This window comes from Sorangium sp. So ce1504, from assembly GCF_051521635.1.
Lineage (GTDB): Bacteria > Myxococcota_A > Polyangia > Polyangiales > Polyangiaceae > Sorangium > Sorangium cellulosum_B.
Genome location: NZ_CP150365.1, coordinates 11,977,007 through 12,002,510 on the forward strand (window position 1 = coordinate 11,977,007; position 25,504 = coordinate 12,002,510).

Annotated in this window: 22 protein-coding genes; 13 read left to right on the forward strand and 9 right to left on the reverse strand. The window is 72.4% G+C overall.

What is annotated here, in order from left to right:
* Positions 1 to 162: 162 nt before the first annotated feature.
* Positions 163 to 618 (reverse strand): aldo/keto reductase, encoded by a 456-nt coding sequence (locus tag WMF39_RS45110; protein ID WP_437742599.1) that lies wholly within the window; start codon positions 616 to 618, stop codon positions 163 to 165.
* A 55-nt stretch (positions 619 to 673) separates the two neighbouring features.
* Between WMF39_RS45110 and WMF39_RS45115 the strand changes: the two genes are divergently transcribed.
* Both WMF39_RS45115 and WMF39_RS45120 read left to right on the forward strand, forming a co-directional pair.
* A complete protein-coding gene (locus tag WMF39_RS45115; RefSeq protein WP_437742600.1) occupies positions 674 to 1,012 on the forward strand; it encodes an endonuclease/exonuclease/phosphatase family protein in 339 nt (112 codons plus the stop codon).
* Between the two features lie 358 nt (positions 1,013 to 1,370).
* A complete protein-coding gene (locus WMF39_RS45120; protein ID WP_437742601.1) occupies positions 1,371 to 2,348 on the forward strand; it encodes a hypothetical protein in 978 nt (325 codons plus the stop codon).
* 40 nt (positions 2,349 to 2,388) lie between these two features.
* On the opposite strand, the gene WMF39_RS45125 is transcribed toward WMF39_RS45120, so the two are convergent.
* The 8 genes from WMF39_RS45125 to WMF39_RS45160 form a co-directional block, all read right to left on the reverse strand.
* Entirely contained in the window at positions 2,389 to 2,865 is a 477-nt protein-coding gene (locus WMF39_RS45125; RefSeq protein WP_437748115.1) for a glutathione peroxidase, read from the reverse strand.
* Between the two features lie 328 nt (positions 2,866 to 3,193).
* Positions 3,194 to 3,817: an isochorismate family cysteine hydrolase YcaC gene (gene ycaC / locus WMF39_RS45130; RefSeq protein WP_437742602.1), complete on the reverse strand. Its 624-nt coding sequence runs from the start codon at positions 3,815 to 3,817 to the stop codon at positions 3,194 to 3,196.
* Positions 3,818 to 3,885: 68 nt separating this feature from the next.
* Positions 3,886 to 4,389 carry a pirin family protein gene (locus WMF39_RS45135; protein WP_437742603.1) on the reverse strand — a complete coding sequence of 168 codons (504 nt, stop codon included), beginning with the start codon at positions 4,387 to 4,389 and terminating at the stop codon, positions 3,886 to 3,888.
* Positions 4,390 to 4,487: 98 nt separating this feature from the next.
* Positions 4,488 to 5,408: a LysR family transcriptional regulator gene (locus WMF39_RS45140; protein ID WP_437742604.1), complete on the reverse strand. Its 921-nt coding sequence runs from the start codon at positions 5,406 to 5,408 to the stop codon at positions 4,488 to 4,490.
* Between the two features lie 197 nt (positions 5,409 to 5,605).
* The gene (locus tag WMF39_RS45145; RefSeq protein WP_437742605.1) at positions 5,606 to 8,026 is read right to left on the reverse strand and encodes a glycosyltransferase; all 2,421 of its coding nucleotides are present in this window, start codon (positions 8,024 to 8,026) and stop codon (positions 5,606 to 5,608) included.
* A gap of 75 nt (positions 8,027 to 8,101) precedes the next feature.
* Complete coding sequence (locus tag WMF39_RS45150) at positions 8,102 to 9,049, reverse strand: glycosyltransferase family protein (protein ID WP_437742606.1); 948 nt, start codon at positions 9,047 to 9,049, stop codon at positions 8,102 to 8,104.
* 29 nt (positions 9,050 to 9,078) lie between these two features.
* Entirely contained in the window at positions 9,079 to 10,050 is a 972-nt protein-coding gene (locus tag WMF39_RS45155; protein WP_437742607.1) for a hypothetical protein, read from the reverse strand.
* 157 nt (positions 10,051 to 10,207) lie between these two features.
* Positions 10,208 to 11,680 (reverse strand): hypothetical protein, encoded by a 1,473-nt coding sequence (locus WMF39_RS45160; RefSeq protein ID WP_437742608.1) that lies wholly within the window; start codon positions 11,678 to 11,680, stop codon positions 10,208 to 10,210.
* Between the two features lie 218 nt (positions 11,681 to 11,898).
* Between WMF39_RS45160 and WMF39_RS45165 the strand changes: the two genes are divergently transcribed.
* From WMF39_RS45165 to WMF39_RS45215, 11 genes are all read left to right on the forward strand, one after another.
* Positions 11,899 to 14,076 carry a type VI secretion system Vgr family protein gene (locus WMF39_RS45165; RefSeq protein WP_437742609.1) on the forward strand — a complete coding sequence of 726 codons (2,178 nt, stop codon included), beginning with the start codon at positions 11,899 to 11,901 and terminating at the stop codon, positions 14,074 to 14,076.
* Positions 14,077 to 14,119: 43 nt separating this feature from the next.
* Complete coding sequence (locus tag WMF39_RS45170; protein ID WP_437742610.1) at positions 14,120 to 15,349, forward strand: TIGR02270 family protein; 1,230 nt, start codon at positions 14,120 to 14,122, stop codon at positions 15,347 to 15,349.
* Complete coding sequence (locus WMF39_RS45175; RefSeq protein WP_437742611.1) at positions 15,346 to 17,343, forward strand: DUF2169 family type VI secretion system accessory protein; 1,998 nt, start codon at positions 15,346 to 15,348, stop codon at positions 17,341 to 17,343. Before WMF39_RS45170 ends, WMF39_RS45175 begins: the two co-directional genes overlap by 4 nt.
* 2 nt (positions 17,344 to 17,345) lie before the next feature.
* Positions 17,346 to 18,365 (forward strand): DUF2169 family type VI secretion system accessory protein, encoded by a 1,020-nt coding sequence (locus tag WMF39_RS45180; protein ID WP_437742612.1) that lies wholly within the window; start codon positions 17,346 to 17,348, stop codon positions 18,363 to 18,365.
* Positions 18,362 to 19,423, forward strand: a complete 1,062-nt coding sequence (locus tag WMF39_RS45185) for a hypothetical protein (RefSeq protein WP_437742613.1) — start codon at positions 18,362 to 18,364, stop codon at positions 19,421 to 19,423. Before WMF39_RS45180 ends, WMF39_RS45185 begins: the two co-directional genes overlap by 4 nt.
* Before the next feature lie 12 nt (positions 19,424 to 19,435).
* Positions 19,436 to 19,921: a DUF4150 domain-containing protein gene (locus tag WMF39_RS45190; protein WP_437547197.1), complete on the forward strand. Its 486-nt coding sequence runs from the start codon at positions 19,436 to 19,438 to the stop codon at positions 19,919 to 19,921.
* Positions 19,922 to 20,001: 80 nt separating this feature from the next.
* Positions 20,002 to 21,411, forward strand: coding sequence for a hypothetical protein (locus WMF39_RS45195; protein WP_437742614.1), 1,410 nt, complete (start codon positions 20,002 to 20,004; stop codon positions 21,409 to 21,411).
* A 75-nt stretch (positions 21,412 to 21,486) separates the two neighbouring features.
* Positions 21,487 to 21,996, forward strand: coding sequence for a hypothetical protein (locus WMF39_RS45200; protein WP_437742615.1), 510 nt, complete (start codon positions 21,487 to 21,489; stop codon positions 21,994 to 21,996).
* Between the two features lie 14 nt (positions 21,997 to 22,010).
* Complete coding sequence (locus tag WMF39_RS45205) at positions 22,011 to 22,427, forward strand: hypothetical protein (RefSeq protein ID WP_437742616.1); 417 nt, start codon at positions 22,011 to 22,013, stop codon at positions 22,425 to 22,427.
* Positions 22,424 to 24,787, forward strand: a complete 2,364-nt coding sequence (locus WMF39_RS45210) for a glycosyltransferase (protein ID WP_437742617.1) — start codon at positions 22,424 to 22,426, stop codon at positions 24,785 to 24,787. The genes WMF39_RS45205 and WMF39_RS45210 overlap by 4 nt, the downstream gene beginning before the upstream one ends.
* Positions 24,777 to 25,271 (forward strand): hypothetical protein, encoded by a 495-nt coding sequence (locus WMF39_RS45215; RefSeq protein ID WP_437742618.1) that lies wholly within the window; start codon positions 24,777 to 24,779, stop codon positions 25,269 to 25,271. Before WMF39_RS45210 ends, WMF39_RS45215 begins: the two co-directional genes overlap by 11 nt.
* Positions 25,272 to 25,504: the final 233 nt, after the last annotated feature.

The following is a 25,504-nucleotide window of genomic DNA, read 5'->3' on the forward strand; positions in this document are numbered from 1 at the left end:
GGTGGTCGGATTCGGAATTGCATCACACGCAGTTGCGCGAGGGCTTGCCGATCCGTCACGAACCAGACGAGAAGGCCGCCGCATCTCTGCCCTCGGCACCACGCTGAAGAACGCCGGCTCCCATGCGGCCTTCCGCTGAGCGCCTTTCGCTGACGGTGTGGATCAGGGGACGTCTGTCGGGTCCCAGCTCGCGCGGAAGCCGACATCGAGCCCGTCGAGCGTGCGCATCGTGTCGGCGTCGAGCGCGAAGTCGAAGATCGCGCCGTTCTCGGCGATACGCGCGGGCGTCACCGACTTCGGCAGAACGATCAAGCCGTGCTGCACGGCCCAGCGCAGCATCACCTGCGCTGGTGTGCGCCCGGCCTTTGTCGCCGCGGAGACGATGTCTTTGTGCCCGAGCTTCACGCCCTGCGTGAGCGGGCTGTACGCCTGCACGAGGATCCGGTGCTTTGCGCAGAACGCGCGCAGCTCGGCCTGCCCGAGGAACGGGCTGAGCTCGACCTGGTTGATCGCCGGCACCACCGCGCTCTCGCCTCGAAGGGAGCGCTGATCCTCGCAGCGGGGGCAGTCCTCTTTCTGGCCGGATGCAGCAGCGAGCCCGTAGGTGGAGAGCAGCACGGCGCAACGGGCAGCACAGGCAGCGGGGACGGTATGGGTGGACAGGGCGGTGCGGATGGCGCAGGCGGAGCGGGCGGCACAGGCGGTATCGCCGGGGGTAGGCGGCGCGGGTGGCGCCGTCGCGGTGCCGCCGATGGAGCTCGACCTGATGACGTTCAACATCCGTTACGCAAACCGCGCGGACGGCGACAACGCTTGGCCGAATCGCCGCGACATGCTCTATCAGGTCATCCGTGACGCACACCCCGATGTGCTCGGGCTTCAGGAGGCGCTCAGGTCGCAGCTCGATGATCTCGGCGAGGTGCAGATGGCCCGGATCATCCGCGAACACCGCGACGGCCTCTATCCGTCGGATCACTTTCCCGTCACCGCCAGGCTGCGCCTTCAGCCCTGAATGCACAGCGTGTCCCGGGTGGTTGTGGGCGAACCGGCGATGGGTGGACGATCCGAGTGCAGCGAGACCATATAAAATAAACCCCGGCAGATCGATTGAGCGATCCGATGCTGGCGGCGCAGGCTGCATGGCAGAGAACGTGGGTTGAGCCCCTCCATGCGACGACGCGATGGGGTGACGAGCGAAGGTCCCTGTCGCGGGTATCCAAGGCTCACGCGGCGCCTGGCTGCAAATCCCGGCCTCCTCGTCTCGACAGCCCAACGCGGCAGTGCTACCCATCTCACGTGTCCGGCGTTGAGGGGAGGACATGTCATTACATCATGGCCTGTCGCCGATGCACGCAGGAAAGGATCGCCGTATGCGCATCAATCGAATCCGAGGTCTGCGGGCAGCTCAGCTTGCGTTCGCGTTCGCGTCCGCGTCTGCGGGAGCAGCCTTCTGCTTCGCAGCGTGCTCGGCCGACACGGGCCCCACGGCCGAAGACATGGGCGAGCAGGACCAGAATCTTGCAGCCTGTTCGTATGCGGTCACGACGAACGCGTACGAAGGAGCCCCGGAGTACTGGGGGACGATCAAGGTGAAGAACACGGGCGCGAGCGCGCTGAAGAAGCCGACTGTCGCCTTCGACGTGCCCGGCGGTGTCACGTGCGATCATCACGAGCCGGGCTGGACTCACACACAAGCCGGCTCCCGATGCACCTATTCGAGGACATCGAACGTGTCCATCGCCCGCGGCGCGTCATTCACACTCAATTTTTCCACCGACTCGGTGTCCTCGTTCACCCCGTCCCGCGTCGAGCTCCGCGACACCAGCTGCTCCAGCGGCGGCAGCACGACGGGTGGCGGCGGCACCACGGGCACGGGCGGCGGCAGCACGACGGACGGTAGCAGCACGACGGGCGGCGGCAGCACCACGGGTGGCGGCGGTAGCGGCGGCTCGGGCGTGGTGTGGCAGACGGCCAGCCTGACGGAGTTCGAGTCTTACCCCGACCCCGGCAGCGAGGAGTGCATCGAGTACAACGGGTGCACGTGGGCCGGTCAGTTCGCGGCGCTCGACGGAAAGCAGCCGGAGAGCTGGGTCAGAGAGAACAACATCGCCGCGGTGCACTCGAAGGATTTCGAGAGGTACAAGCTCAAGACCCTGCGCCTTCGGAAGAATGGCAAGGAGATCGACGTCAAGGTGTACGACATGTGCTCCGACGCCGATTGCAGCGGGTGCTGCACGCGGAACGCGCAGCCGTCGGGGTACCTGATCGATATCGAGAAATACACCGCTCAGCGGTTCGGGGTCTCGGCGTCTGGACAGGTCGAGTGGAGGTGCCTCGACTGCAATTGATGGCCGCCTCGTCGGGCCGGTGGCTCGGGCGCCGCCTTGCTCACCCGCCGAGCGCCTTGTCGATCGCCTGCGTGAGCTTCGGGTCGTCCGGCGCCACGGACGACTCGAACCGCGCGATCACCGACCCGTCCTTGCCGATCAGGAACTTGGTGAAGTTCCACTTCACCTCACCGGCAGGCGCGGCTTGCGTGAGGAAGGCATAGAGGGGGTGCTTGCTGCCCCCCTTGACCGGGATCTTCGAGAACATGGGGAAGCTGACGCCGTACTTCGTGGAGCAGAAGGCGGCGATCTCGGCGTCGGTTCCCGGCTCCTGCGCGCCGAAATCGTTCGACGGGAAGCCGAGGACGGCGAAGCCGCGATCCTTGAGCCGATCATGGAGCTCCTCGAGCCCCGCGTACTGGGGCGTATAGCCGCATTCCGATGCGGTGTTCACCACGAGCAGCACCTTGCCTCGGTAATCGCCGAGGGAGCGGTCCTGTCCGTCGATGGTCTTCATGGTGAAGTCGTAGAGCGACATGGCCTTTCCTTCCTGAGCAGCGCCGGGCGTGTGCTCCGGCGCGGTGCGCTCGACATCCCTCCCACAACCCGACACACAGGCGAGGGCGAGCGAGCTGATCAGGGCGAGTCCACACCGGAGCACGCGCGGTGAGCGTTCCATGGCGCATGGATAGCCACGCGTCCGGGCCGCGTCGAGCAGGAACGCGCTCCGCGTCGAGGCGACGCCGCCGAATGCGGCTGGAGGACGTCGGCCTGGACGCGGCACGCGGCGGTCGGGCTCGGTGACCTGGCCTGCTGGAAGGAGGCCATCGCGACGGCAGCAGGGTGGACGGGCAGGACGCTCGCCGTCACTTCTTCGTCAGCGCGTTGTAGCTGGTGATGAGGTTGCGATAGTCGGGGATGTGGCTCGAGAACAGCGTCGCCAGTCCCTCGATGTCGTTGCGCCAATCGCGGTGCAGCTCGCAGGCGACGCCGAACCACGTCATGAGCTGCGCGCCGGCTTGCGACATGCGATCCCAGGCGGAGTGCCGGGTGATCTCGTTGAAGGTCCCGGACGCGTCCGTGACGACGAAGACCTGGAAACCCTCCTCGATCGCCGACAGCGCGGGGAAGGCCACGCAGACTTCGGTCACGACGCCCGCGATGATGAGCTGCTGTTTGCCCGTGGCCTTGACGGCTTTGACGAAGTCCTCGTTGTCCCACGCGTTGATGTTGCCGGGGCGCGCGATGTACGGCGCGTCCGGGAACTGCTCTTTCAGCTCCGGCATGAGCGGGCCATTGGGGCCGGACTCGAAGCTGGTCGTGAGGATCGTCGGCAGCTTGAAGTACTTCGCGAGATCGGAGAGCGCGAGCACGTTGTTCTTGAACGTGTCCGGCTGGATGTCGCGCACGAGCGACAAGAGTCCCGCCTGATGATCGACCAGCAACACGGCGGCGTTGTTCTTGTCGAGTCGAACGTACGGCTTGGTCATGGGCTGTCTCCTCTTCTCTTGTCGTGGGTATGCGTCTGTGTGGCTCGACGCCCGAGCATGGAAGTCGGTCAATCGTCCAGGTGGCCGAACTTGCCGCTCGCGAAGTCGGCGAACGCCTGCTGGATCTCTTGCGCGCTGTTCATGACGAACGGGCCGTACTGGACGATGGGTTCGTCGACCGGCTCGCCGCTCAGGACGAGCAGGTGGGCCTCCGATTCGGCCTCGATGAGCAAGCGCTCGCCGGCGTTCTCGAACACCGCGAGGTCGTGCGCCGCAGCGTGCGTTCCGTTGATCGCAATGTCGCCTTTCATGACGAGCAGGCCCAGGTTATGGCGCGCCGGGAAGGTGAAATCGACCCTGCCTCGCGCATTCAGGCGGACGTCGAGGACATCGATCTTCGTGAAGGTCTGCGCGGGGCCCTTCACGCCCTGGTATTCGCCTGCGACGACCCGGACGGAGCCCGCATTCTCGGGGAGCGTCACGATGCCCATCCGATCGCTGGTGATGCTTTGATACCGAGGCGGCGACATCTTGTGCGCCTTCGGCAGGTTCACCCAGAGCGTGGTGGTCATGGCTGCGTTCTCCTGACACGAGGAGGAATAGACATGCCGAGCTCATAGAACAATGTGCAAGAACAGGAAGAACTGATCCAATTTTTGGAACAATCTTGTCACACGCTCGCGGCCGCGCTCGGCGTGGTGGACAACACGAGGCGCTGGCGGAGCAGGTCGAGGAACGCCACCACCTTCGGCGAGAGGTGCCGTGTGCTCGGATAAAGCGCGAACACGGGCACTTCGGGCGCCGACCAGGACGCGAGCACCGGCATCAGCCGTCCCTCGGCGAGGTCTTCCGCGCACAGGTACTCCGGCAAGAGGGCGACGCCGAAACCCGCGCGAACGACCGAGCGAAGCATCTCGTAGTCGTTGACGACGAGCCGCGGGTGAACCGTGATCTCGGCGATCCTGGGCCCCGACCTGAGCTCCCAGGAGCTTCCCTCCGGTGCGAACACGATGCACGGGTGGTCCGCGAGCTCGGCAATGTCGTTTGGCTCGCCGAGCGCCCTTTTGACCTCGGGCGCAGCGACCAGACGGCGCCGCACGGCGCCGAGACGCCGGGCGACGAGGCTCGTGTCCGGCGTGGTACCGGCCCGCAGCGCGAGGTCGAAGCGCTCCTCGACGACGTCGACCCTGCGATCGGTGCACACCAGGTCGACCTGGACATCGGGGAAAAGACGCAGGTATTCGGCGAAGATCGGCCCGAGAACGGAGAACGCGAGCGGGGCCGTCACCCGCAAGAGCCCCCGGGGCGTCGACTGGAGCTGCGAGACCGCGAGCTCTGCCTCCTCGAGCGCGGCGACGATGCGAACGCAGTGCTCGTAGTAGACGCGACCGACGTCCGTGAGGCTCAAGGTTCGCGTGGTCCGCTGGAGCAGCCGGGCGCCGACGCGCGACTCGAGATCGGAGATCTTCCGGCTCACGGTCGACTTCGGCATCCCGGCGGCGGTCGCCGCCGCCGTGAAGCTGCCTCCCTGAACGACCCTCGTGAAGAGGACGATCTCGTCGAGAGCGACGTTGGGTAGGCGAGGGTCCATGGGTGGGACAATCTACGAAAAATGCGCGAATTGTTCCAAGCGATCGCGATGTCTTTCGATCCGCCTGCGCGAAGCCGCGCCCCGATGGTTCGGGCGCAACCCCGCATGCGCTCGAGCGCGCCGGGGCTCCGGCCAGCGACGCAGCGCTGTCCGATCGAGTCCCGAGCTGCAAACGAGGAAGAGCAGCGCTGGGAGGCTCACACGCCGACGCGCTCGACGCGTACCCGCACCTCGGCGGCCGCCAGCGCCGCATCGCCGCCCGCTGTCCCTGCGCCGCGCTCCACCGAGCCGCCCGCGATCTCCGCGATGAGGAGCGGCCCCGTCGCCTTCACGATGCGGCGGGCCTGGTCCAGCACGCGCGCCCTCTCTTCCTCCGTCGCGCCGGCGAGGACACCGCTGAGGAGGACCCCGCAGGCGCGGTTCGCCGGCAGCGCGGCGAGCCCTGTGACGCTCGCCACGCGGGCCGCGAGGCCGCACACCTGCGCCACGTCGCGCGCGAGCAGCTCGGCCGCCTCGCCGACCACGACGACGCCGCCGTACAGACCGCGCAAGGCGGGGGCGGCGACCGCCCTCACGCCGCGCACGAGCCGCGCGCGCGCCTCGATCGCGTCGGGCGAGCAGTCCGGCAGGCGCTCCGCCGCCGGCGCGTCGGGGGCAGCCGCCATGACGGCCGGCGACAGCGCCGCCCGGATCGCGGCGAGCCGCGCCCGCCACCACCGCGCGCCATGCCCGATCTCCCGGGCGCGGCGCTCGCGCTCTTCCCGCCCTCGATGGACGTGGACCTGAAACGCCTCCGTGGCGGCCTTCTGCGGCTGACGCAGGGCGCGAACGCTCGTGAGCAGGCGCATATCGATGAGGTCCGCGCGCCGTACGCCCTCCAGGAGGTCGACGAAGGCTCCCTTCTCGGCGCCACCGCCGATGAACCACTCGTCGAAGCCGCCGAGCGCATCGACAAGGCCTCGCCAGACGATGGGCAGCCCGTCGCGCACATCGCAGAGCGACTCGGAGCTCGGGGCGCCGGGGCCGAGCCGATCGCCCTGGGCGCCGGGCACGCCGCCGTCGAGCGGCGTGGCCGCGAGGAGCGGGGCGAGCCCCTCGACCGCACCCGAGGCCGCCCACGCGGCCGAGCGCTCGATCCACGCGGCCGGCGGCAATGCGACGCGGGCCAGCGCCGGCGTGAGCACGGCCGGCACGCCGCGCGCGAGCGCCGCGTCGTGCTCCGAGAGCGCGTGCTCGACCGCCTCGGGCGGGAGCAGGACATCGGCGTCCAGAAACCAGATCAAGGGCGCCCGGGCGGCGCGGAAGCCCGCGTTCCTGGCGTGGCTGCAGTGCGGGAACTGCCCGCGCGGGCGCGGGCTGTCGACGATCTCGACCCGGAAGGGCTGAGAGCCCGGCTCCGCCGCGGCGCGGATCGCGCCGCCCGGGTCGCCGCCGTCGCACACCACCACGACCTCGAAGGACGACGGGGCGGCGGTCTGCGCGCGCAGCGCGAGCACGGCGCGCCGCAGGAGGGGCGCGGTCGAGGGGTGGCACGGGATCACGAGGGCGATGCGCGGCGGCGCGGCGCCCGTCGCGTGAGCCTCCGCAGCCGAGCCGGGCGTGCCGGCCGCGGAGCCGGCCGCATCGCCCGCAGCGCCGCCTCCGACGGCCGCATCACCCGCGGACGCGCCGCTGCGGCCCGCGCCTGCCGCGGAGCCGCCCCTCAGCGCCGGCCGCTCGCCGAGCACCTCCCACAAGCTGGCGAGGCACCGCTCGCGCTCGGTCAGGTACGCGTCGCGCGCCGCTTCCTGGATGCGCCGGAGATCCGCCTCCGTGAACGCCATGCAGCGCTCGACCGCATCGCGCACGTCCTCCGGCGCCACCGCGTGCGTGCGCACAAGGCCCTGCGCGCCGTGCGGCGCGGCCGGCATGCGCAGCGCGCAGCCGTCGATCTCGCTCATCGCCTCGGTGTCGGGCACGAGGACCGCGGCGCCGACCGACAGGCCCTCATGGAGCGCGTGGCCCCAGCCCTCGTAACGAGACGGACAGAGGTGGAACCGAGACGCGTTCTGATAAAAGCGAAGCCGCCGCTCGTCGACGCGCCCCGCGAACTCGACGTTCCGCGGCCTGAGCGGCCAGCCGAGCGAGGACACGACCGTCAGCGGATACGGGATGCGGTGGCGCTCCCAGGCCAGAAGCACGGAGTCCGTGCCCTTCGCGTCGGAGCCGCCAGGGACGTGCAGGAAGCGCCGCGCCCGAGGAACGGCCGGGTCCCAGCGGTCCTCCGAGAAGAAGCCGAGGTGGCGGGCCCGCGGCGTGAGCGGGGCGAAGTGCGACAGCGCGTCCCGGGTCTTGCACAGGACGAGCTCGAAATCGTCGAGCGCGGGCCGGGCCTCCGGCCGCCACCACTCGGCGTTCGGGATCAGCCAGCGGCGCGGCGCGCCCTCGGCGAGGCGCGGCTCGTAGACCTCGAGGAAGATGACGAGATCGGCGCCTCCCGCGCCGCCCGCGCTCTCGGGGTGCTGGAAGTGAAGGCCGGTGACCCGATGACCCCAGCTCTCCAGGAGGCTGCCGAGAAGGCGGTAGTCGCGCTCGAGCCCCTTGCCGTTGTCGATGTTGGTGACGATGTGGATCCGCATCTCAGCTCGATACCGCCCGATCCAGCCGCAGCCCCGGCTCTGCCGGCGCCGGGAGGGCCCTCCACCAGGCCAGGGTCACACCCAGCCCCTCAGCGCCGCGTGGTGCTCGCCGAGGATGCCGAGCATCTGGCGCATGCGGTGCACATACGTGAAGCTCGCCTTGACGCGCGCGTGCCCGGCCCGCCGGATCACCTCGCGCTCGTCGTCGTGCGTCACATAATAGTCGATGAGGCGCCGCAAGGCCGCGAAGTCGCCGAACGGATAGTAGACCACGTGCTCGCGATCCCGGAACTCGTCCTCCAGGCCGAAGATGTAGGGGTGGATCATGAAGCCCCCCCGGCCGAGCGTCTCGTAGATGCGATCGGACCAGTAATGCGGGTGATCGAAGCCGACACACAGGCTGTCGCCCACGACGACCTTCGCCGACGCGTACAGGCGGTTGAGGGCGTCGCCGCGCACGCAGCTCTCCGGCGCTCCGTGCTTCACGAAGCGGCGGCCGTACGTCTCCGACAGGAAATCCACGAGCCGCCTCCGATAAGGCCACTCCGGATGATAATCGTACGAGCCCACGAAGCAGACGTCGGACGCGACGCCGGGATCGACCTCCGCGAGATAACACTCGGCGCCGTACACGCCGGGCTTGATGTAATGGTGGCGTATCCCCTGCGCCCGGAAGAACGCCTCGCTCCCGCCGTCGGGCGTGAACACGTGCTGCGTGCGCCAGAACGGGTCGAGCCGGAGATCGCGGCCGCGCGAGAGGCCGGCGTACAGGTCGAGGTGGTACGAGGCCGTCGGGATGGGCAGCTGGGTGATCCAGCGCAGCGCGTCGCCGCGCAGGCCCCAGGTGCGGGTGTAGAGCAGCAGATCGACGTCGCGCGCCATGCCGTCGAGCTCGCCCAGGGTGAACGCGTTCTCCTGGGCCTGGACGACCTCGACGCCGAGCGCTCGCAGGCTCTCGCCGACGTGGTTCTCGGTCGAGAACGACGGGCCGAAATTACCGATGTACAGGACGCGACGGCGCATGGGGGAGGGGGCCACGACGGCGGCGCCCGTCAGGGCGGCGGGTCCAGCGGCCACGTGGCCACGAGCGCGCGCGCGTCGGGCGTGCGCGCCTTCGAGAGCACCGCGAGCGTCACGGTGCGATCCGTGACCAGCACACACGGCGCCGAGAACGTCGCTGGATCGGCGCCGCCAGCGTCCACGGGGAGCACGCGGAACGCGGCGCCCGGGGCCGGCCGGTGCGCGACGAGGAGATGGGCGGCGGACGTCGCGACGATCACGAGCCCGCCGCCCGCGCGGTCGGCGTCGAGCTCGAAGACGCGGCGGTCGCCGAACGGCGCTTCCTCGGCGCCGGCAGGGCCGTACGCCGCGTCGCGGGCCGAGACGCGCACGGTGCCGGGCAGCGCGCCGCCGCGCGAGGCGCCGGGGGCGACGCGCTTGCACACCGCGGTCGGGCCCGGTGACCCGGCGAGGACCACGACATCGATGCACTCGCCGATCGGGTGGTCCACCGAGGCGCCGCCGGCCGCCGCGGCCTCCAGCACGACCGCCGTCGCGTTGTCGACGACGGCGGACACGGCGCCCGGGACGCCGGGGGAGGGCGCGGGGAGCGAGCCGGCGCCCGCGCCGCGCACGAACCGAGGCCCGCTGAAGCTCGCGAACGGCCGGTGCGCGGTGAGCGAGGCGCGGGCACCGGAGGCGCCGTCGAGCCGGACCAGCGCGTTCACCGCGCCGCCGGCGACCTCCACCACGAACGACAGCGCGCCGCCGTCCGCCGCCGCGGCGTCCCAGCGGGGCAGCGCGGGCAAGAGCTGCGGGATCGTGGCGACGGCGCCCGACGGACCGCGGCCCGCGAGCGGCAAGGCCCAGATGTCGGTGCGGTGCGGCGGAGCCGCGCTGTGCGTCGACGACGCGAGCAGCACGGGCGCCCCGTCGAGCGCGACGAGGCGCAGGGTGTCCGCGAGCGGGGCGTCGGGCAGCGCGGCGGGAGAGAGCGCGAGAGGCGGAGGGGGCGTTTCGTTCATGGGCGCAGATCCGGGGGCGGGGCGGCACGCGGCGGCGGCGAGACAGACGAGGAGCGCGGGCGCGGGAGGCCCGCGGCGCGGCCTCCTGGGAGCGCTGGTCGAGCGGGGCGCGGCGGTCGAGAGGGGCGAGGGCATGCCGTTCGACCTCCGCGCCTCGCTAGATGCGGGCGTTCGTGCGCATGTTCCACAGCTGCACGAGGGCCTGCGGGTTCGACGATTTCGGATAGCCGGCGAGCGCGGCCGCGAAGAGCCCGTCGATCGCGCCGGTCTCCCACGTGGCCGCGTCGGCGAACGGCCCGCCGCCATACGAGGGGTCGTAGAGCTGGCCGCCGTGCACGACGATGAAATGGTTGAAGAACGCGGGCGGGGGCTCGGGGTTCCGCTGGCCGGGGATCCCCGGCAGGTTGACAACGTCGGTCCACATGCGGTGGGTCCACGGGGCGGGCTGCGTGGCCGCGTTCCACTGCCAGTTCTTCACGAGGAACCCCTGGGATCCCGAGGTCCACGCCGTCACGGTGACGACGACCACCACCTTGTCGGCGCTGGTGATGCCGTGGACCTTGAGCATGTCGATGAAGAACTCGGCCCACGAGCCGCACTGCCCGCTGCCGTCGGCGCTCGCGAGGAGCAGGCGGGTGTTCGTGCACGTTGTCGTGTTCGGGTTCCAGTACGTGAGGCCCACGCCGTCGCGCTTGCGCGTGAGCGCCCGCGTCGCGAAGGGCGCGAAGCTCTGGGACACGACGCGCCCCTCGGTCGTCTCGCCCTGGGCCGCGCGGCACGAGATGTCCACGAGCGTCCAGTAAACCGTGCCGGCCGGCGCGCCGAGAACCGCGTAGACCAGGTGCGCCGTCGTGCCCGCGCCGACCCAGCCGGTGCCGGCGGCGTTCGCCTCCCACGCGATCGTCAGCGGATCGTAGCAGGCGATGACGTTCGGCAGCGGCGCGCTGCTCGTCATCGAGGGCGTGGAGACGTCGACCGACCCGGGCGACACGCTGACCGTGCACGTCCATTCGAGCGTCACGCCGCCGGCCATGGCGCGGCCGCGCAGCTGCACGGACTCGGTCCCGGTGGGCGGCCGGAGCACGCGCAGCACCACGGCGAGCGGGACACGCGCGCCGCGGACGTAGCAGACCGGCGATTGATCCGTTGCCTGCCGGGTGCTCAGCCACTCGGGGGAGGCGAAGTTCCCGAGAGAGTCCCGCTCCACCGCGTGGTTCGCCGCGAAGTCGACCTGGATCACGCCGACCAGCGCGTGGACGATGTCGGGCGCCTTCGGCGACGGCTGCACCGGCGGCGGCACCTCGAGCGGCCTGCGCGCCTCGGGGGCGCGCGGCGGCGGGCCGCGGAAGGCGAGGATGCACCCCGTCCGGAGCAGCTCGGCGACGCGCTCGCGGAGCAGGTCGAGCTCGCGCGCCGCGTCGAGCGACACGATGCCGGCGCCCGCGGCGCACAGCTCGCTCAGGAGATCGACGCGCTCGCGGTCCGGCTCCTCCAAAGGGAACCACGCGGGCACCTCGAGGGCGGCCAGGTGCGGCTCGATCGGCTCCGCGCCCTCGGGCAGGACCGCGCCGGCTGCGCGGACGAAGCCGACGTCTCCGTACGCATCGACGACCTGCCAGACGTTGCCCATGAATCCGCGCGATCCGCTGTCCGCTGTTCCCCCGGCGCCCGATCTGACTAGGCCCGTCCTCGCCGTGCGTCAACCGTTCGTCAAGCAGCGCCGGCATGTCGACGGCATGTGCGCCGGCATGTCGACGACGTCGGCGCGCGTGAATGTGCCCACCCGGCCGGCGAGCGATGGTAGGCTCGACGGCTCGGGCTCCGGGACGTGCGAGGGCGAGGCGACCGATGGCGGACGGTGCGATCGAGTTTGATTTCGCTGTGGAAGGCGCGACCGATCCGTGGCGCGTCGCGCGGATCGAGGGCCATGAGGGCATATCGCGGCTGTTCCACTTCCGCGTGACCCTCGCGTCGACGGACGCCGCGCTGGCGTTCGACGGGCTGGTCGGGCAAACGTGCCTGCTCACGATCCGGAACGACGCGTCGACTCGGTACATCCACGGCATCGTCGCGCGCTTCGAGCAGCACGAGGAGGGGCGCTCGGTCACCACGTACCTGGCGACGGTCGTCCCGCGGGCGTGGCGCCTGCAGCACCGGCACGACTACCGCATCTTCCAGGAGGCGACGGCGCCGGAGATCATCGACAAGGTGCTCCGCGCGGCGGGCCTGTCCTCCGACGATTTCCGCATCTCGACGGCGATGACCCACGATCGGCGAGAGTACAGCGTGCAGTACGCCGAGACGGACTGGGCGTTCATCAGCCGCCTGATGGAAGAGACAGGCATGTTCTGTTTCTTCGAGCACAAGGCCGACAACCACGTGCTCGTCTTCGGCGACGCGCCGTTCGTCCACGAGCCCATCGACGGGCCGGCCGTCGTGCCGTACCGGACCGGCGGCGGGGCGCTCGCCTGGCAGGAGGCCGTCTCCCGCTTCTCGATGGCCGAGGAGGTCCGGCCCGGCAAGGTCACCGTCCGCGACTACAACTTCCAGAAGCCCAGCCTGAGCCTCGAGGGGGAGGCGGAGGCCGACCGCGACACCGATCTCGAGGTGTACGTGTATGCCACCGAGCACGATCTGCCCGAGGAGGGCACGCAGCTCGCGAAGCTCCGGCTCGAGCAGCTCCAGCTCGTGCGCCGCACCGCGGAGGGGCAGGGGAGCGTGCTCCGGTTCATGCCCGGGGCCACCTTCACGCTCGAGGACCACGGCCGCGAGAGCTTCAACCGCGGATACCTGATCACGCGCGTCGACCATTTCGGCTCGCGGGCCGTCGGGGGGGAATCGCAGGAGACCGTCGTGGGGTACTCCAATCGATTCCAGTGCATCCCGGACGACGTGCCCTACCGCACGCCCGTGCAGACGCCCAAGCCGACGCCCCGCGGCATCCAGACGGCGATCGTCGTGGGCCCTGCGGGCGAGGAGATCCACACGGACATCTATGGCCGGGTGAAGGTGCAGTTCCACTGGGACCGGAAGGGGCGCCGCAACGAGCAGAGCTCGTGCTGGATGCGGGTGAGCCAGATCTGGGCGGGCGCCGCGTGGGGCTCGATGTACATCCCGCGCATCGGCCACGAGGTCGTCATCGACTTCCTCGAGGGCGACCCGGATCGCCCGCTGATCGTCGGGCGCGTCTACCACGGCGCGAACGTTCCGCCCTACGCGCTGCCGGCCGAGAAGACGAAGAGCACCATCAAGTCGGACACCTCGCCGGGCGGCGGCGGGTCGAACGAGCTCAGGTTCGAGGACAGGAGAGGCGCGGAGGAGATCTACCTGCACGCGCAGAAGGACTGGAACATCGAGGTCGAGAACGACAAGACCCAGTCCGTCGGCCACGACGAGCGCCTGACCGTCGGCCACGACCGGAAGAAGCGCATCGACAACAGCCAGTGGGAGTCGATCGGCGCCTTCAAGACCACCGAGGTCGGCGAGGATCACAACGAGAAGATCGGCGCGAACCGCACGCTCGGCGTCGTAAAGAGCGAGAGCGTGGACATCGGCGAGGACGCGAGCCTGAAGATCGGGCAGGGCCGGAAGACCGATGTCGGGAAGGACGACATCGAGTCGGTGGGCGGCAAGCGCGAGCTCTCGGTGGGCGGCGAGGAGACCGTCAAGGTGGGTGATCGCGCGACGCTGGAGGTCGGCTCGAAGCGCAACACCACCATCGGCGCCGACGACTCGCTTTCGGTCGGCGGGACCGAGACCCGGAACATCGACGTGGACGCGACCGAGTCCGTCGGCGCGAAGAAGACGGTCAAGGTCGGCGAGAAGTTCACGCTGGAGTGCGGGAGCGGCAAGATCATCGTCGACAGCTCCGGCAAGATCACGGTCGAGGGGTCGGACATCACCGTGAAGGGCTCGGGCACCGTCAAGGTCGAGGGCGCCAAGGTCGAGGTGAAGAGCGACGGCGACGTGAGCGTCAAGGCGGGCTCGAACATCAAGCTCTCGGGCAGCGGGGTCGACATCAACTGAGCGGCGTCGCGCAGGATCGGAGCCGAGGCGGATGGTTCACGAGGTGGTGGCTGATCACGCGGAGATGGCGTCGTTCCTCTGGGAGCTCCGCGAGATGGCCGTGAGGTCGCACCACTACACGCTGGCCGATCTCGCGGAGCTCGAGGAGCGCGTCGAGGCCCACCTCGATGGGCTCCGGATCGCGGGGGAGCCCGGCTGGGAGCTCACGCTGGCCGCCCTCTCGACGAAGGATCCAGGCGCGTTCTTCGCCGCGGCCATCGCGGCGGTCGAGGCGCGCGACTACCCGGGCTTCGCGGCCGTGCTCGACGCGACGGAGGAGGCGGACGAGCCCGCCGCCGGCGTCGCGGGCGCCCTCGCGTGGGCGTCGCCGGCCGACGCGTTCGCGATCGTGGCGCCGATGCTGTCGGGGGCGCAGCCGCCGGCGCTGCGCCGCCTGGCGCTGGCCGCGTGCGTGGCGCACCGCCGCGATCCCGGGCAATTCCTTGGCTACGCGCTCTGCGACGGCGACGCGGCCGTCCGCGCGCTGGCCTTCCGCGCGGCCGGCGCGCTCGGCCGCGCCGATCTGGCGGGCGAGCTCCGCGGCGCGTGGGGCTCGGACGACGAGGCCGAGCGCTTCTGGTCGGCGTGGGCCGGCGCGCTGCTCGGGGCGCGCGGCGCGGACGAGGCGCTGTGGAGCGTCGCCGGGCGGAGCGGCGCGTTCGCCGAGGAGGCGGCCGACTGCGCCGCCCGCGTGAGCCCGCCGGGCGAGGCCCGCCGCCGGATCGAGGCGCTGATGCGGTCGCCCGGGCTCGGGCGGGTCTGCCTTGTCGCGGCGGGGGCGCTGGGCGATCCGGCGCTGCTGCCGTGGGTGCTCGACCGGCTGGACGTCGCGCCGCTCGCGCGGCTCGCCGGCGAGGCGCTCTCGCGCATCACCGGCGCGCCGATCGAGGGGGCGCTGCGCGGGGCCCCGGCGCCCGGCTTCGACGCCGGGCCGAGCGACGATCCGCGCGACACGAGCGTGAAGATGGATCCGGACACGCAGCTGCCGTGGCCGCACGGGGCGAACGCGCGGGCGCTCTGGGCGGCGCATCGCGGGCGCTTCGCGTCGGGGGTGCGCCACGTGGACGGCCGCCCGCTGGACGAGGGGGCGCTCGATCGCGTGCTCCGGCTCGGCGGCCAGCGGCGCCGCGCGGGCGCTGCGTTCGAGCGGGCGGCGCGCGCGCCCGGCCGCCCGCTGTTCGACGTGGCCGCGCGGGTCGAGCGGCAGAGGGCCGCGCTCGGGGCGTCGCCGTGAGGGCGCCGCCCGCGCCGCGCGCCCTCGGGCACGCCGCGGCCGCGGTGCGCCCCTTCCGCTCCCGGGGGCGGGTGATGCTCGCGGTGGTCGTCAAGGCGACCTTCCAGCTCGAGCACAAGCGCGCCATGTCGCCGCTCCCGCCCGCGCCGATCGTCGCGGCGGACGTGCGCGCGGCGCGCGCCGCGGCCGACCCGCGCGCCGCCATCTCGGCGGCCGCGGAGATGGCCCCGTTCCTTCCGCGCGCGGACATCCTCCTCGGCGGCCACGCCTGGGCCCGCGGGCGGAGCCCGGCGCCGCTCGTCCCCGTCCGCCTGCGGGTCGGCCTCGACGCGGCCGTCCTCCTCGACAAGGCCCTGCACGTCTACGGCGACCGCGGCGGCAACGGCCGCGGCGCCCCGCAGCCGTTCCTCGCCATGCCGCTCGGCTACGAGCGCGCCCTCGGCGGGGCGGCCGACCCCGACAACCCGGCCGGCGTCGATCCGCGCGCCGGCCGCGCGCCCAACATCATCGACCCCCGGCAGCCGACGCGCGCCGCCGGCCTCGGGCCGATCGCGGCGCACTGGCCCGCGCGGCAGCGCCGGCTGGGCAACGCCGATCCGCGCGGCGTGCAGGCCCCGTGGCCCGTGGTCCCGGACGGCTTCGACTGGGCGTATTTCCAGGCGGCGCCGGCCGATCAGCAGACGCCGTACCTCCGGGGAAACGAGTGGATCCTGATCGAGGGGATGCACCCGGATCTCGACCGCATCGAGGCCTGGTTGCCGGGCCCCGTCGCCGAGGCGCGGGTCGCGTTCGGGGGGGCGGCGCAGCCGCAGGTGTTGCCGCTGGTCGCCGACATGCTCGTGATCGACGCCGATCGCTGGCTTTGCTCGCTCGTGTGGCGCGCCAGCGCGCTGCTGCCGGGCGAGGAGGCCCTCGCCAGCGTCCGGGTCACGGCCAGGGTCGCGCTCCCGGGCGAGGCGGTGCCGTGGGACGTCGCGGCAGCGCCGCCGGTCCGCGCGGAGCGGGCGCAGGCGCCGGCTGCGGCGAGCCCGCAGCGGGCGGCGCGCGGGGCGGCGGAGCATCCGCTGGCGGGGACGGTGGCGCTCGATCCGGAGGAGGCGTCGGCGGCGGCGAGCCCGCAGCGGGCGGCGCGCGGGGCGACCGACCATCCGCTGTCCGGGACCGTGTCGGTCGATCCGGACGACGTCCAGCCGAACCCCGCCTTGCCGTTCCGGTCGCCCGCGGCCTCCGTGGGAGGACCGCACCTCGCGAGGTCTGGCACGGCGGAGATGCCCGCAGCGGGGACACCGCCCGCGGAGCCGCGGCGCGGCGGCCTGCCCTTCGTGGCGCCGGCGGCGGGCGCAGCTTCCAAGGCGCTGCCGTTCGCGCCCGCTGCCCCGTCTCCCCCGGGCGCCCGCGATGGCGCGGCGGCGTGGGCGCTGCCGTTCGCCGCCCCGGCCGCGGCGTCGCCTGCGGCGCCGGTCCGAGCGCCGGCGGCGTCCGGCGTGCTGCCGTTCGTATCGCCGGCGGCAGCGTCCGGCGCGCTGCCGTTCGCGCCAGCGCCGTCCGCGCCCGTCCCCGCTGCTCCCCAGGCGCCGTCCGCGCCCCCTCCCGCGCCGTCCGCGCCGGAGCGCTCCTCGCCATGGGTGTCGGGCGCGGCGCCCCACGCCGCCTCGGAGCCGCGCTCGCCGTGGGCGTCGGGCGCGGCTGCGGCCTCGGCGCACGTCGCCTCGCCGCCGCCCGTCGCGCCGTCGTACACCCTCGCCCAGCCGCGCATCGCGCCGTCGTACGCCCTGGGATCGTCGCCCGCCGCCCCACCCTGGCCCGCCGCGGCAGCCGCCGCCCCTGCCCGGCGCCCCGCGCGCCCGCGCCGGCAGCGCCTCGCCCCGGACGCGCGCCCCTCGTCGGAGCCGCTCATCCCCCCGCGCAAGCGCCGCCCCGCGAAGGTCGCGGCCGACGGCCTCGGCGCCTCGTTCCTCCGCTCGGTGCCCGACGCCGCGCCCACGCCCAGCTGAACATGGATCTCCGCAATCGAACCCCCTTCGTCGCCGAGCGCATCGTCCACGTCGACGCCGCCGGCGCCGAGGTGCTCGTCGTCCTCGTCAAGGCGACGTTCGCCATCCACGCCGGCGGCCGCCTCGCGCCCGCGGCCGAGCAGGTGCCGCTCCAGCTCGCCGACGCCTTCCACGGCGAGCCGGGCCTCTCGAGCGTGCGCTACGAGAGCGACCTCGCGCCACACAAGGTCGGCACGGACGTCGTCGTCCTCGGCCACGCGTACCCTCCCGGCCGCCGCGACGCCGAGGTCCAGGTCTCCGTGCGCGTCGGCCCGATCCGCACGACCCTCGCCGTCTTCGGCGACCGCACCTGGGCGCGCCCCGCGTCCCCCGCGCCCTTCGAGCGGATGCCGCTCGTGTACGAGCGCGCGTTCGGCGGGCGGGACGAGTCCGCCGAGTCCGCCGCCGACCACGAGGTCGAGCCGCGCAACCCCGTCGGGCGCGGGTTCCGGGCCCGCCGCTCGCTCGTCGACCTCGCGCAGCTCGCCATGCCGAACCTCGAAGATCCCAGGAAGCCGCTCCGCTCGCCGGACGATCGCCCCGAGCCCGTCGGCCTCGGCTTCATCGGGCGCAGCTGGCAGCCGCGCCTGCGCTACGCCGCCACGGCGCCCGACCCCGCGTCGCCGCCTCCTGCCGGGTCGCCGCCTCCCGCCCCGTCGCCGTTCCTGCCTGCCGCCTTCGACCCTCGCTACCACCAGGGCGCGCACCCGCGCCTCGTGGCCACGCCGCACCTGCGCGGCGGCGAGCCGGTCGAGCTCGTGCACCTGAGCCCCCTCGGCCCGCAGCGCTTCTCGCTGCCCCCCGCGGCGCCTCGCGCCGTGGTCCTGATCGACTCCGAGCGCCGCCCGCTCCCGCTGGTCCTCGACACCGTGGTCCTCGAGCCCGACGACCTCCGCGCCGTGCTCGTGTACCGCGGCGCCATGCCCGTCGGTCGCGATCTCTTCCGCGTGCGCCGCATCGAGGTGGAGCCCGCGCCCGCATGAGCACCGGAGCCGTCATCACCGCCGCCGGCATGGTCACCGCCCTCGGCGACACCGCCGCGTCCACCACCGCCGCGGTCCGCGCTCGCCTCACGCGCTTCCGCGAGTGGCCGAGCTACCCCTGCCTCCCCGCCGACCCGCCCCGCCCGGAGGAGCCCTTCTCCGTGGTCGCGGCGTACACCGATCTCCCCCGCGCGCTCGACCTCCCGGTCCGCTTGCTCGCGCTGGCGCTCCAGGACCTCGCCACCTCCGGCGACCTCGCGCGCGCCGACCTGGAGGACGCCTCGTTCTTCCTCGCGCGCCCCTCGCCCGGCCCCGCCGCGCACCACCACGAGCTGCGCGACGCCTTCCGGGAGCGGCTCGCCGACGCCGCCGGGGTCGACGCCGTGACCCGCGGCCTCCTCGCCCCCGACGGGCACGCGGCGATGCTCCTCGGCCTGGCCCACGCGGCGCGCGCCGTCGAGGCCGACCCCGGCACGCCCTGGATCGTGGCCGGCGCCGACTCCCAGGTCGACGTGGGGCTGCTCGAGGCGCTCGACCACGCGCGCCGGCTCAAGAGCCGCCGCAACCTCGACGGGTTCATCCCGGGCGAGGCCGCGGCCGCGCTGCTCGTCGAGCACCGCCGCCGCGCCGAGGCCCGCGGCGCCCCCATCCTGGCCGAGATCGAGGGCTCGGGCGCCGGGGAGGAGCAGAGCCCCATCGAGAGCGGCGATCCCCCCTCGGGCGAGGCCCTCGCCGCGGCGCTCGCCGCCGCGTGCGCCGCGGGCGGCCCGCCCGCGTGGGTCCTCTGCGATCTCAACGGCGAGAGCTACCGGGCCAAGGAGTGGGGGCTCGCGCGCGTCCGCGCGCCCGCGCTCCTCGGGGGCGTCCGGGCGCTGTGGCACCCCGCCGACGGCTACGGCGACGTCGGCGCCGCGACCGGCGGGTGCCTCGCGGCCGCGTGCGTGCGATCGTTCGAGCGCGGCGCGTCCCCCGAGGCGCGCGCCGCGCTCTTCGCGGGCTCCGGCGACGGGACGCGCGCCGCCGTGTGCCTCGTCTCGGCTGCAGCGAAGAGGGCGTGAAGGAGGAGCGATATGCCTGTCACCGTAGGAGTCAACTCACGCACGGTCGTCCACGCCGCGAGCAATGGAATGACCATCGCTTTTCCGGACGTGTGCCTCACCCCCGCGCCGCCCGCGCCGCCGGTCCCCATCCCCTATCCCAACATCGCCATGTCGTCCGACGCCGCGAGCACCGCGAAGAACGTCAAGGCCGACGGCAACCCCGTCTGCCATCAGGACAGCAACTTCTCGCGCAGCAGCGGCGACGAGGCGGGCACGAACGGGGGCGTCGTCTCCGGCGTGAACATGAACAAGGCCGAGTTCATCAGCTACTCGTTCGACGTCAAGGTCGAGGGGAAGGGCTGCGCCCGCGCGCTCGATCTCATGCTCCACAACAGCAAGAACACCCCGCCCACGCCGCTCGTCCAGCCGCCGCTCATCGTCATCGTCATGGAGGAGCCCCCGCCCGCGCCCGAGAACCCCAAGGACTGGGGCGTCGACAAGATCGAGGTGTTCTGAGGGGGCGGCCGCGGAGCGAGCCTCGACCCGCGCCGCGCTGATGGACCGGACTCCCCGCTGATTCGTCCTGGAGCTCTCGCATGCCGACGATCAAGCAATACGTGAACCTCCCTGCCGCCGCGACCGGCGTGAACGGCCCCGTGCGGCAGCTGCGCGTCACGCCCAACCAGGTGCCCAACGTCGCGCCCGGCGATCGGGTGGACTGGTGGATCGAGCCCGACCCGGGCAACGAGAACCTCGCATTCCAGTCGCTGACCGAGCGCACGCGGCTCGCGCACGGCGCGGCCCCCGGGGTGACGGTCGGCGCCGGGCACCACTTCGACAACACGCTCACGTTCACGCACATCGGCGGCGACAAGTACACGATCAAGGCGTCGCGCGACGGGCAGCGGGCGCAGTTCCTCGCCACCGACGAGTTCCAGACGTGGCGAAAGCTCTATTATACGGTCTGGTACTCCGGCGCGCAGACGCTCGCGACGTACAACAACATCGATCCGCGGTTCGTGGGCGAGTTCGCGCGGCACTTCATCGAGCTGGAGCGCAGGGCGGTCCTCCCCGCGCTCGCGACCGTGGACTCGGCCCGCGTCGACTTCCAGAGCCTGTCGCAGCAGGCGGTCAGCTCGCCGACCTTCGACTGGCCGTTCATGAACGGCGGCCCGAACGCGCTGCTCAACCTGCGCGTCGGCGGCCTGCCCCCCGGGGGAGGCACGCTGACCGACAAGCCGCTTCACATGGCCTTCCTGCTGGTGCCGAACTGCTATTACACGCAGCTGGAGCGGCGCGCGTTGCCCACGGCGAACAACGCGGTCGGGAGCATCACCACGTTCCGCACCGTGTGGCGCGACCCCACGAACGGCAACAACTTCATGTGGACGGCGCAGGCGTCGTGGCCGGCGGCCGGCGCCACCGACGTGCGGGCGTACTTCACCTTCACGCCCGGGTCGCCGAACCGCGTGAACTGGAACCTCACCACGCTGCCGGGCCTCACGGCCCACCTCGCCACGCCGGGCAACACGTACAACCTCACGTTCTCGTTCATCTGGAAGAGCTCGATCAACGGCTACAGCTGGGGCAATTTCTGCGTCGTCGGGTGCACGGGCCCCGGCCGGAGCGAGACGGCGGTCCTCGGAACCTTCGTCCACGAGATGGGGCACGGCATCGGGCAGACCGTCCGGCAGGAGCCGCAGTACAGCGCGACCGGCGTGGCGCTCGCCACGCAGCTCGCCAACCCCCGCTGGTACACCGACCAGTTCGGCGGGCAGGGCCCGCACTGCAACACGAACGCAGGCCTCACGCCGGACCCGTCCACCACGTCGGGCCAGCGGTACGACTGGTGGCCCGCGCTCGGCGGGCGGCTCTGCACCATCTACCACGCCGGCCACAACAACCGCGACGATGGCGTCTTCTGCCCCGTGTGCGCCCCGCGCATCCGCCGCGTGCGCCTCGACACGCCGGCGCAGACCTCCCGCAACTGGAACCACTTTGGCTGAACCTCGCGGGCGGGGCGGGGGCGCGCTGCTCTCTCGACCCCGCGCCCCGCGCCGCGCCCACGTCGAGAGGACCCCATGGAGATCGAACCCCGGACACCCTTTGGTTTCGCCCCCCACGCGGGCTCGCCCGAGATCGCGGCCGGCAAGGAGGCCATCCGACTCGCGATCTCGCGGGTGTCCTTCGCGGCGGGCACGGTGGAGCTCGACGTCTCGGCCTCGTTCCTGTTCCCGGACGCCGTCGCGAGCCGCTACCGCGACGTCGAGGAGTCGATGGTCCTCGTCGTCCACGACATCGAGCAGGCGGACGGCGGCGCCCTGCTCGCGCGCAACACGTTCATCGAGTTCCCGGCCGGCGAGCGCGACGGCCCGAACCAGCTCGCCGAGCCCGCGCTGCCGATGCCGGGCCGCGGCAGCCTGGCGTCCGAGGGGTACCAGGGCGCCTGGCTCAACGTCACCGTCGCGTTCCCCTGCGCCGTGGCGGTGCCCCGTTACCGGCCGAGCGTCTATGTGTACCTCGTCCTCGAGAACTACGTGTCGAACGTGATAGGCATCGATCTCGTCGACAAGAAGGCCATCGAATTCTGACCGGCGGTGAACCCATGCTCGTCCGATCCGTCTCTTTCGGCCTGACCGCGGAGACGCCCGCGACCTCCGGCGCGGGCGTCGTCCTCGCCGAGCCGGGCCCGCCCACCGTCGAGGGCGGCGCCCTCGTCCACGTCGTCCACGGCAGCGCGCGGGTGCCCGCCGTCGATATCGAGGTCGAGCGCGCCGAGGTGCTCCGCGGCGTCTTTCTCACGCTGATCTACGCCCCCGCGCAGGGCGGCGTCACCGTGCCTCTGCTCGGGCCGAGGCTGGTCTTCCCCGACGACATCGACGACGTGGGCGCGGACCTCGTGGGCAGCTTCCGGTGCGAGATCGTCCTGGCACCCCGGGTCGGGGCGTTCTATCTGCACGCGGCGTATCGCCAGTACGTCTCCAACGTGGTTCGCCTCATGGCCCCGCCCGGTGCCCGATGACGCCTGTTTATTCCGTTATCGTCGTCACGTGGAACAACCTCCAGTACACGGCGCGATGTGTGGACGCCCTCCTCCGCACGCTCCCCTCGGACGCGGAGGTGGTCTTCGTCGACAACGGCTCGGAGGACGGCACGCCCGCTTACCTCACCGACGTCGCGCGCCGGCTCGGGGACGCCGCCAAGACGGTCTTCCTGGACGAGAACCTCGGCCTGGCCGGCGGCGCGAACCGGGGAATCGAGGTCGCGGCCGGGGAGTACCTGGTGCTGCTCGACAACGATGTCGTGGTGACCCCGAGGTGGCTGGAGGGGCTGCGGGAGTGCATGGAGGAGGCGCCGCGGGCCGTGCCCGGCGCGCGGCGCGTCGGGCTCGTCGGGCCCGTGACGAACAGCGCGCGCGGCCCGCAGAAGGTGCAGAACCCGCCGCCGTTCCAGCCGGAGGCGCTGAACGAGCTCGCGGCCGAGCACCGCGAGGCGTTCCGCCGGCGGTGGGCGCCGTCGTTCGCCCTCTCGACCTTCTGCCTGATGATGCGCCGCGAGGTCTACGCCGAGATCGGCGGGCTCGACGAGCGCTTCTTCCCGGTGGGCCACGAGGGCGCCGACCTCGCCTTGCGGGCGCAGGAGCGCGGCTTCGAGTGCATGATCGCGAGCGACGTGTACGTGCACCACGAGGGGAGCGCCACGCTGAGCAAGGCATTCCCCGGCGCGCAGGGCGGCCTCGGGGGCGCGGAGCTCTTCTTCGAGAAGTGGCGCGCCCGCCGCGCCGGGAAGACGCGGCTCGTGGCCGCGTACCGCGTCAGGGACGCGGAGGCGACGCTGCGCGAGAGCCTCGACGCGACGGCGCGGTTCGCCGACGCGATCGTCGTGCTCGACGACGGATCGACGGACGGGACGGGGGCGATCGCCCGGTCGCACCCCGCCGTGGCCAGGTACGAGCGGACGGAGCTGCCGCCGGGCGTCGACGATCGGCGCGATCGCGACCGCGCCCTGCAGATGGCGGCGGAGCTCGCCCCGGACTGGATCCTCGCGGTCGACGGGGACGAGGTGTTCGAGATGGACCGCGCGCGCGCCGAGCGCCTCATGCAGCTCGCCGATCCGCACATCAAGGCGCTCGGCTTCCACTGGTACACGTTCTGGGAGCCGACGCGCACGTACTTCCGGGCGGACGGCGCGCTCGGGGCCATGTCGGGGTACCGCATGTACCGGAGCGAGCCGGGCCTGCGCGTCGCCCGGGGGGCCGAGGGCGGCCTGCCCGGCGGCGGCATCCCCGAGATGCCGGACGGGTGCGGGCGCTTCACCGACGTCCGCGTGCGGCGGCTCGGCTACGACACCGAGGCGTCGCGGCAGGCGCGGCTCGCGCTCCACGGGCGGCCGGACCCGTACACGCCGCCGCGCGCGGGCGCTCCCCCCGAGCTGGCCGATCTCGCGAGCAACACGGTGACGCTGCGCAGGTATGCGCCCGCGTCCGGCGTATCGCTCTGCATCATCGCGAGGAACGAGGCGGAGCGGCTGGAGCGGTTCCTCGCGTTTCTGGAGCCGTTCGTCGACGAGATCTGCATCGTCGACAACGGCAGCGACGACGCGACGGTCGAGATCGCGCGGAGGTTCACCGACCGGGTGTGCGCCCACCGGACGGACCGGCTGGACCTGGCCGAGGTGCGCAACGTGGGCCTCGAGATGGCCACGCGGCCCTGGATCTTGAGCCTCGACCCGGACGAGGAGCTCGCGCACTGGGATCTGCCGCGCGTCGTGCGGCTCATGGACGACCTCGACGTCCACGCCTATTCCTTCGAGATCGCCAATCACCAGAAGGACGGCCCGCCCGTCATGACGATCGCCGTGCGGCTGTTCCGCAACGACGCGCGGATCCGGTACGGGCGCGCCGTGCACGAGACGGTGCAGCCGAGCCTCGATCGGCACCCGGAGCTCGTCGTCCGCCCGGCCGGCGTGGAGATCCAGCACTATGGCTTCCTGAAGGACGACGGCGTCATGGAAGAGAAGCTGTCGCGCTACCTCGAGGCGAACCAGCGCATGCGCGAGGAGGATCCGGCGGATCCGATGCCCTGGTACAACGAGGGGCTCCACCTCCTGAACGACGGCCGCGACGACGAGGCGATAGCCTTCCTGGAGAGGGCCATGGTGCTCGGCCAGCGCTTCCTCTCGCCGCGATCGAGCCTGGCGCAGATCTACCAGCACCGGGCGCTCGCGCTGTGGCAGAGCATGGTCGCCGAGCTCCCGCCGGGGCACCCCGTGCGGCCGACGGCGGAGGAGAGCGCCGCGGTGCTGGGCCGCATCACGCCGGCGCGGATGCTGGTGGGGCAGGCGCGCAGGCGCAGGCTCCAGGGGCCGTCGCATGGCGAGTGAGGGGCGGCGCGCGTTCATCGCGCAGGTGACCGCGGGGGCTGGCCTCGTGGTGCTCGGCGGGTGCGGCGGCGCGCCCGGGGCGGCGGGTGCGCCTGCGGGGGCGAGGGGCGCGGCTGCGGCGAAGAAGGCCGCGCCAACGGCCCGGGCCGCGGCGGCGGCACCCGTCATTGAGGCCGCGCTGCGGGGCGGCGTGCTCGCGCTCCGCTATCGGTATCCGAGATCCATTGGCGCGCGGCTCGCTGCCGCCCCGTGGGCCGCCACGCTCGTGGTCGTCATCCACCCCGCGTCGGCGTCTCCCGCCTGCCGGAGCCTCGCGAGCGGGGCGCTCCGCACCGAGGCTCCCGTGCTGGATCAGGGGATGTTCCGCGCGGCGGCCGAGGTCGATCTGGCGGAGTTCTTCGGCCTGAAGGCGCCGTTCGTGCGCTATGTGCACGCGTCGTTTCTCCACCTCCGGTCCGACGTGCTGCGCGTCGCGGCCGGGTGAGCCGAGCGCGAGCACGCCTGTCGTGATCGAGCGCGCGGGGCATGCGCCTTGGCCCGCTGCACCCGCGTCGCCCGCGTCTGCGTCGCCTGGCCCTGCGTCGTCGTGCGCTTCGCCGGCGCCCTCAGCGAAGTCGCTCGCGCATGCCGAGCCTACGGTGCGAGTTAAGCCGACCCTGATCTCGGTCTTGCACTGGTGTTGAGAATCAAGCTGGTTGATGCTTTCTCGCTCGGGCT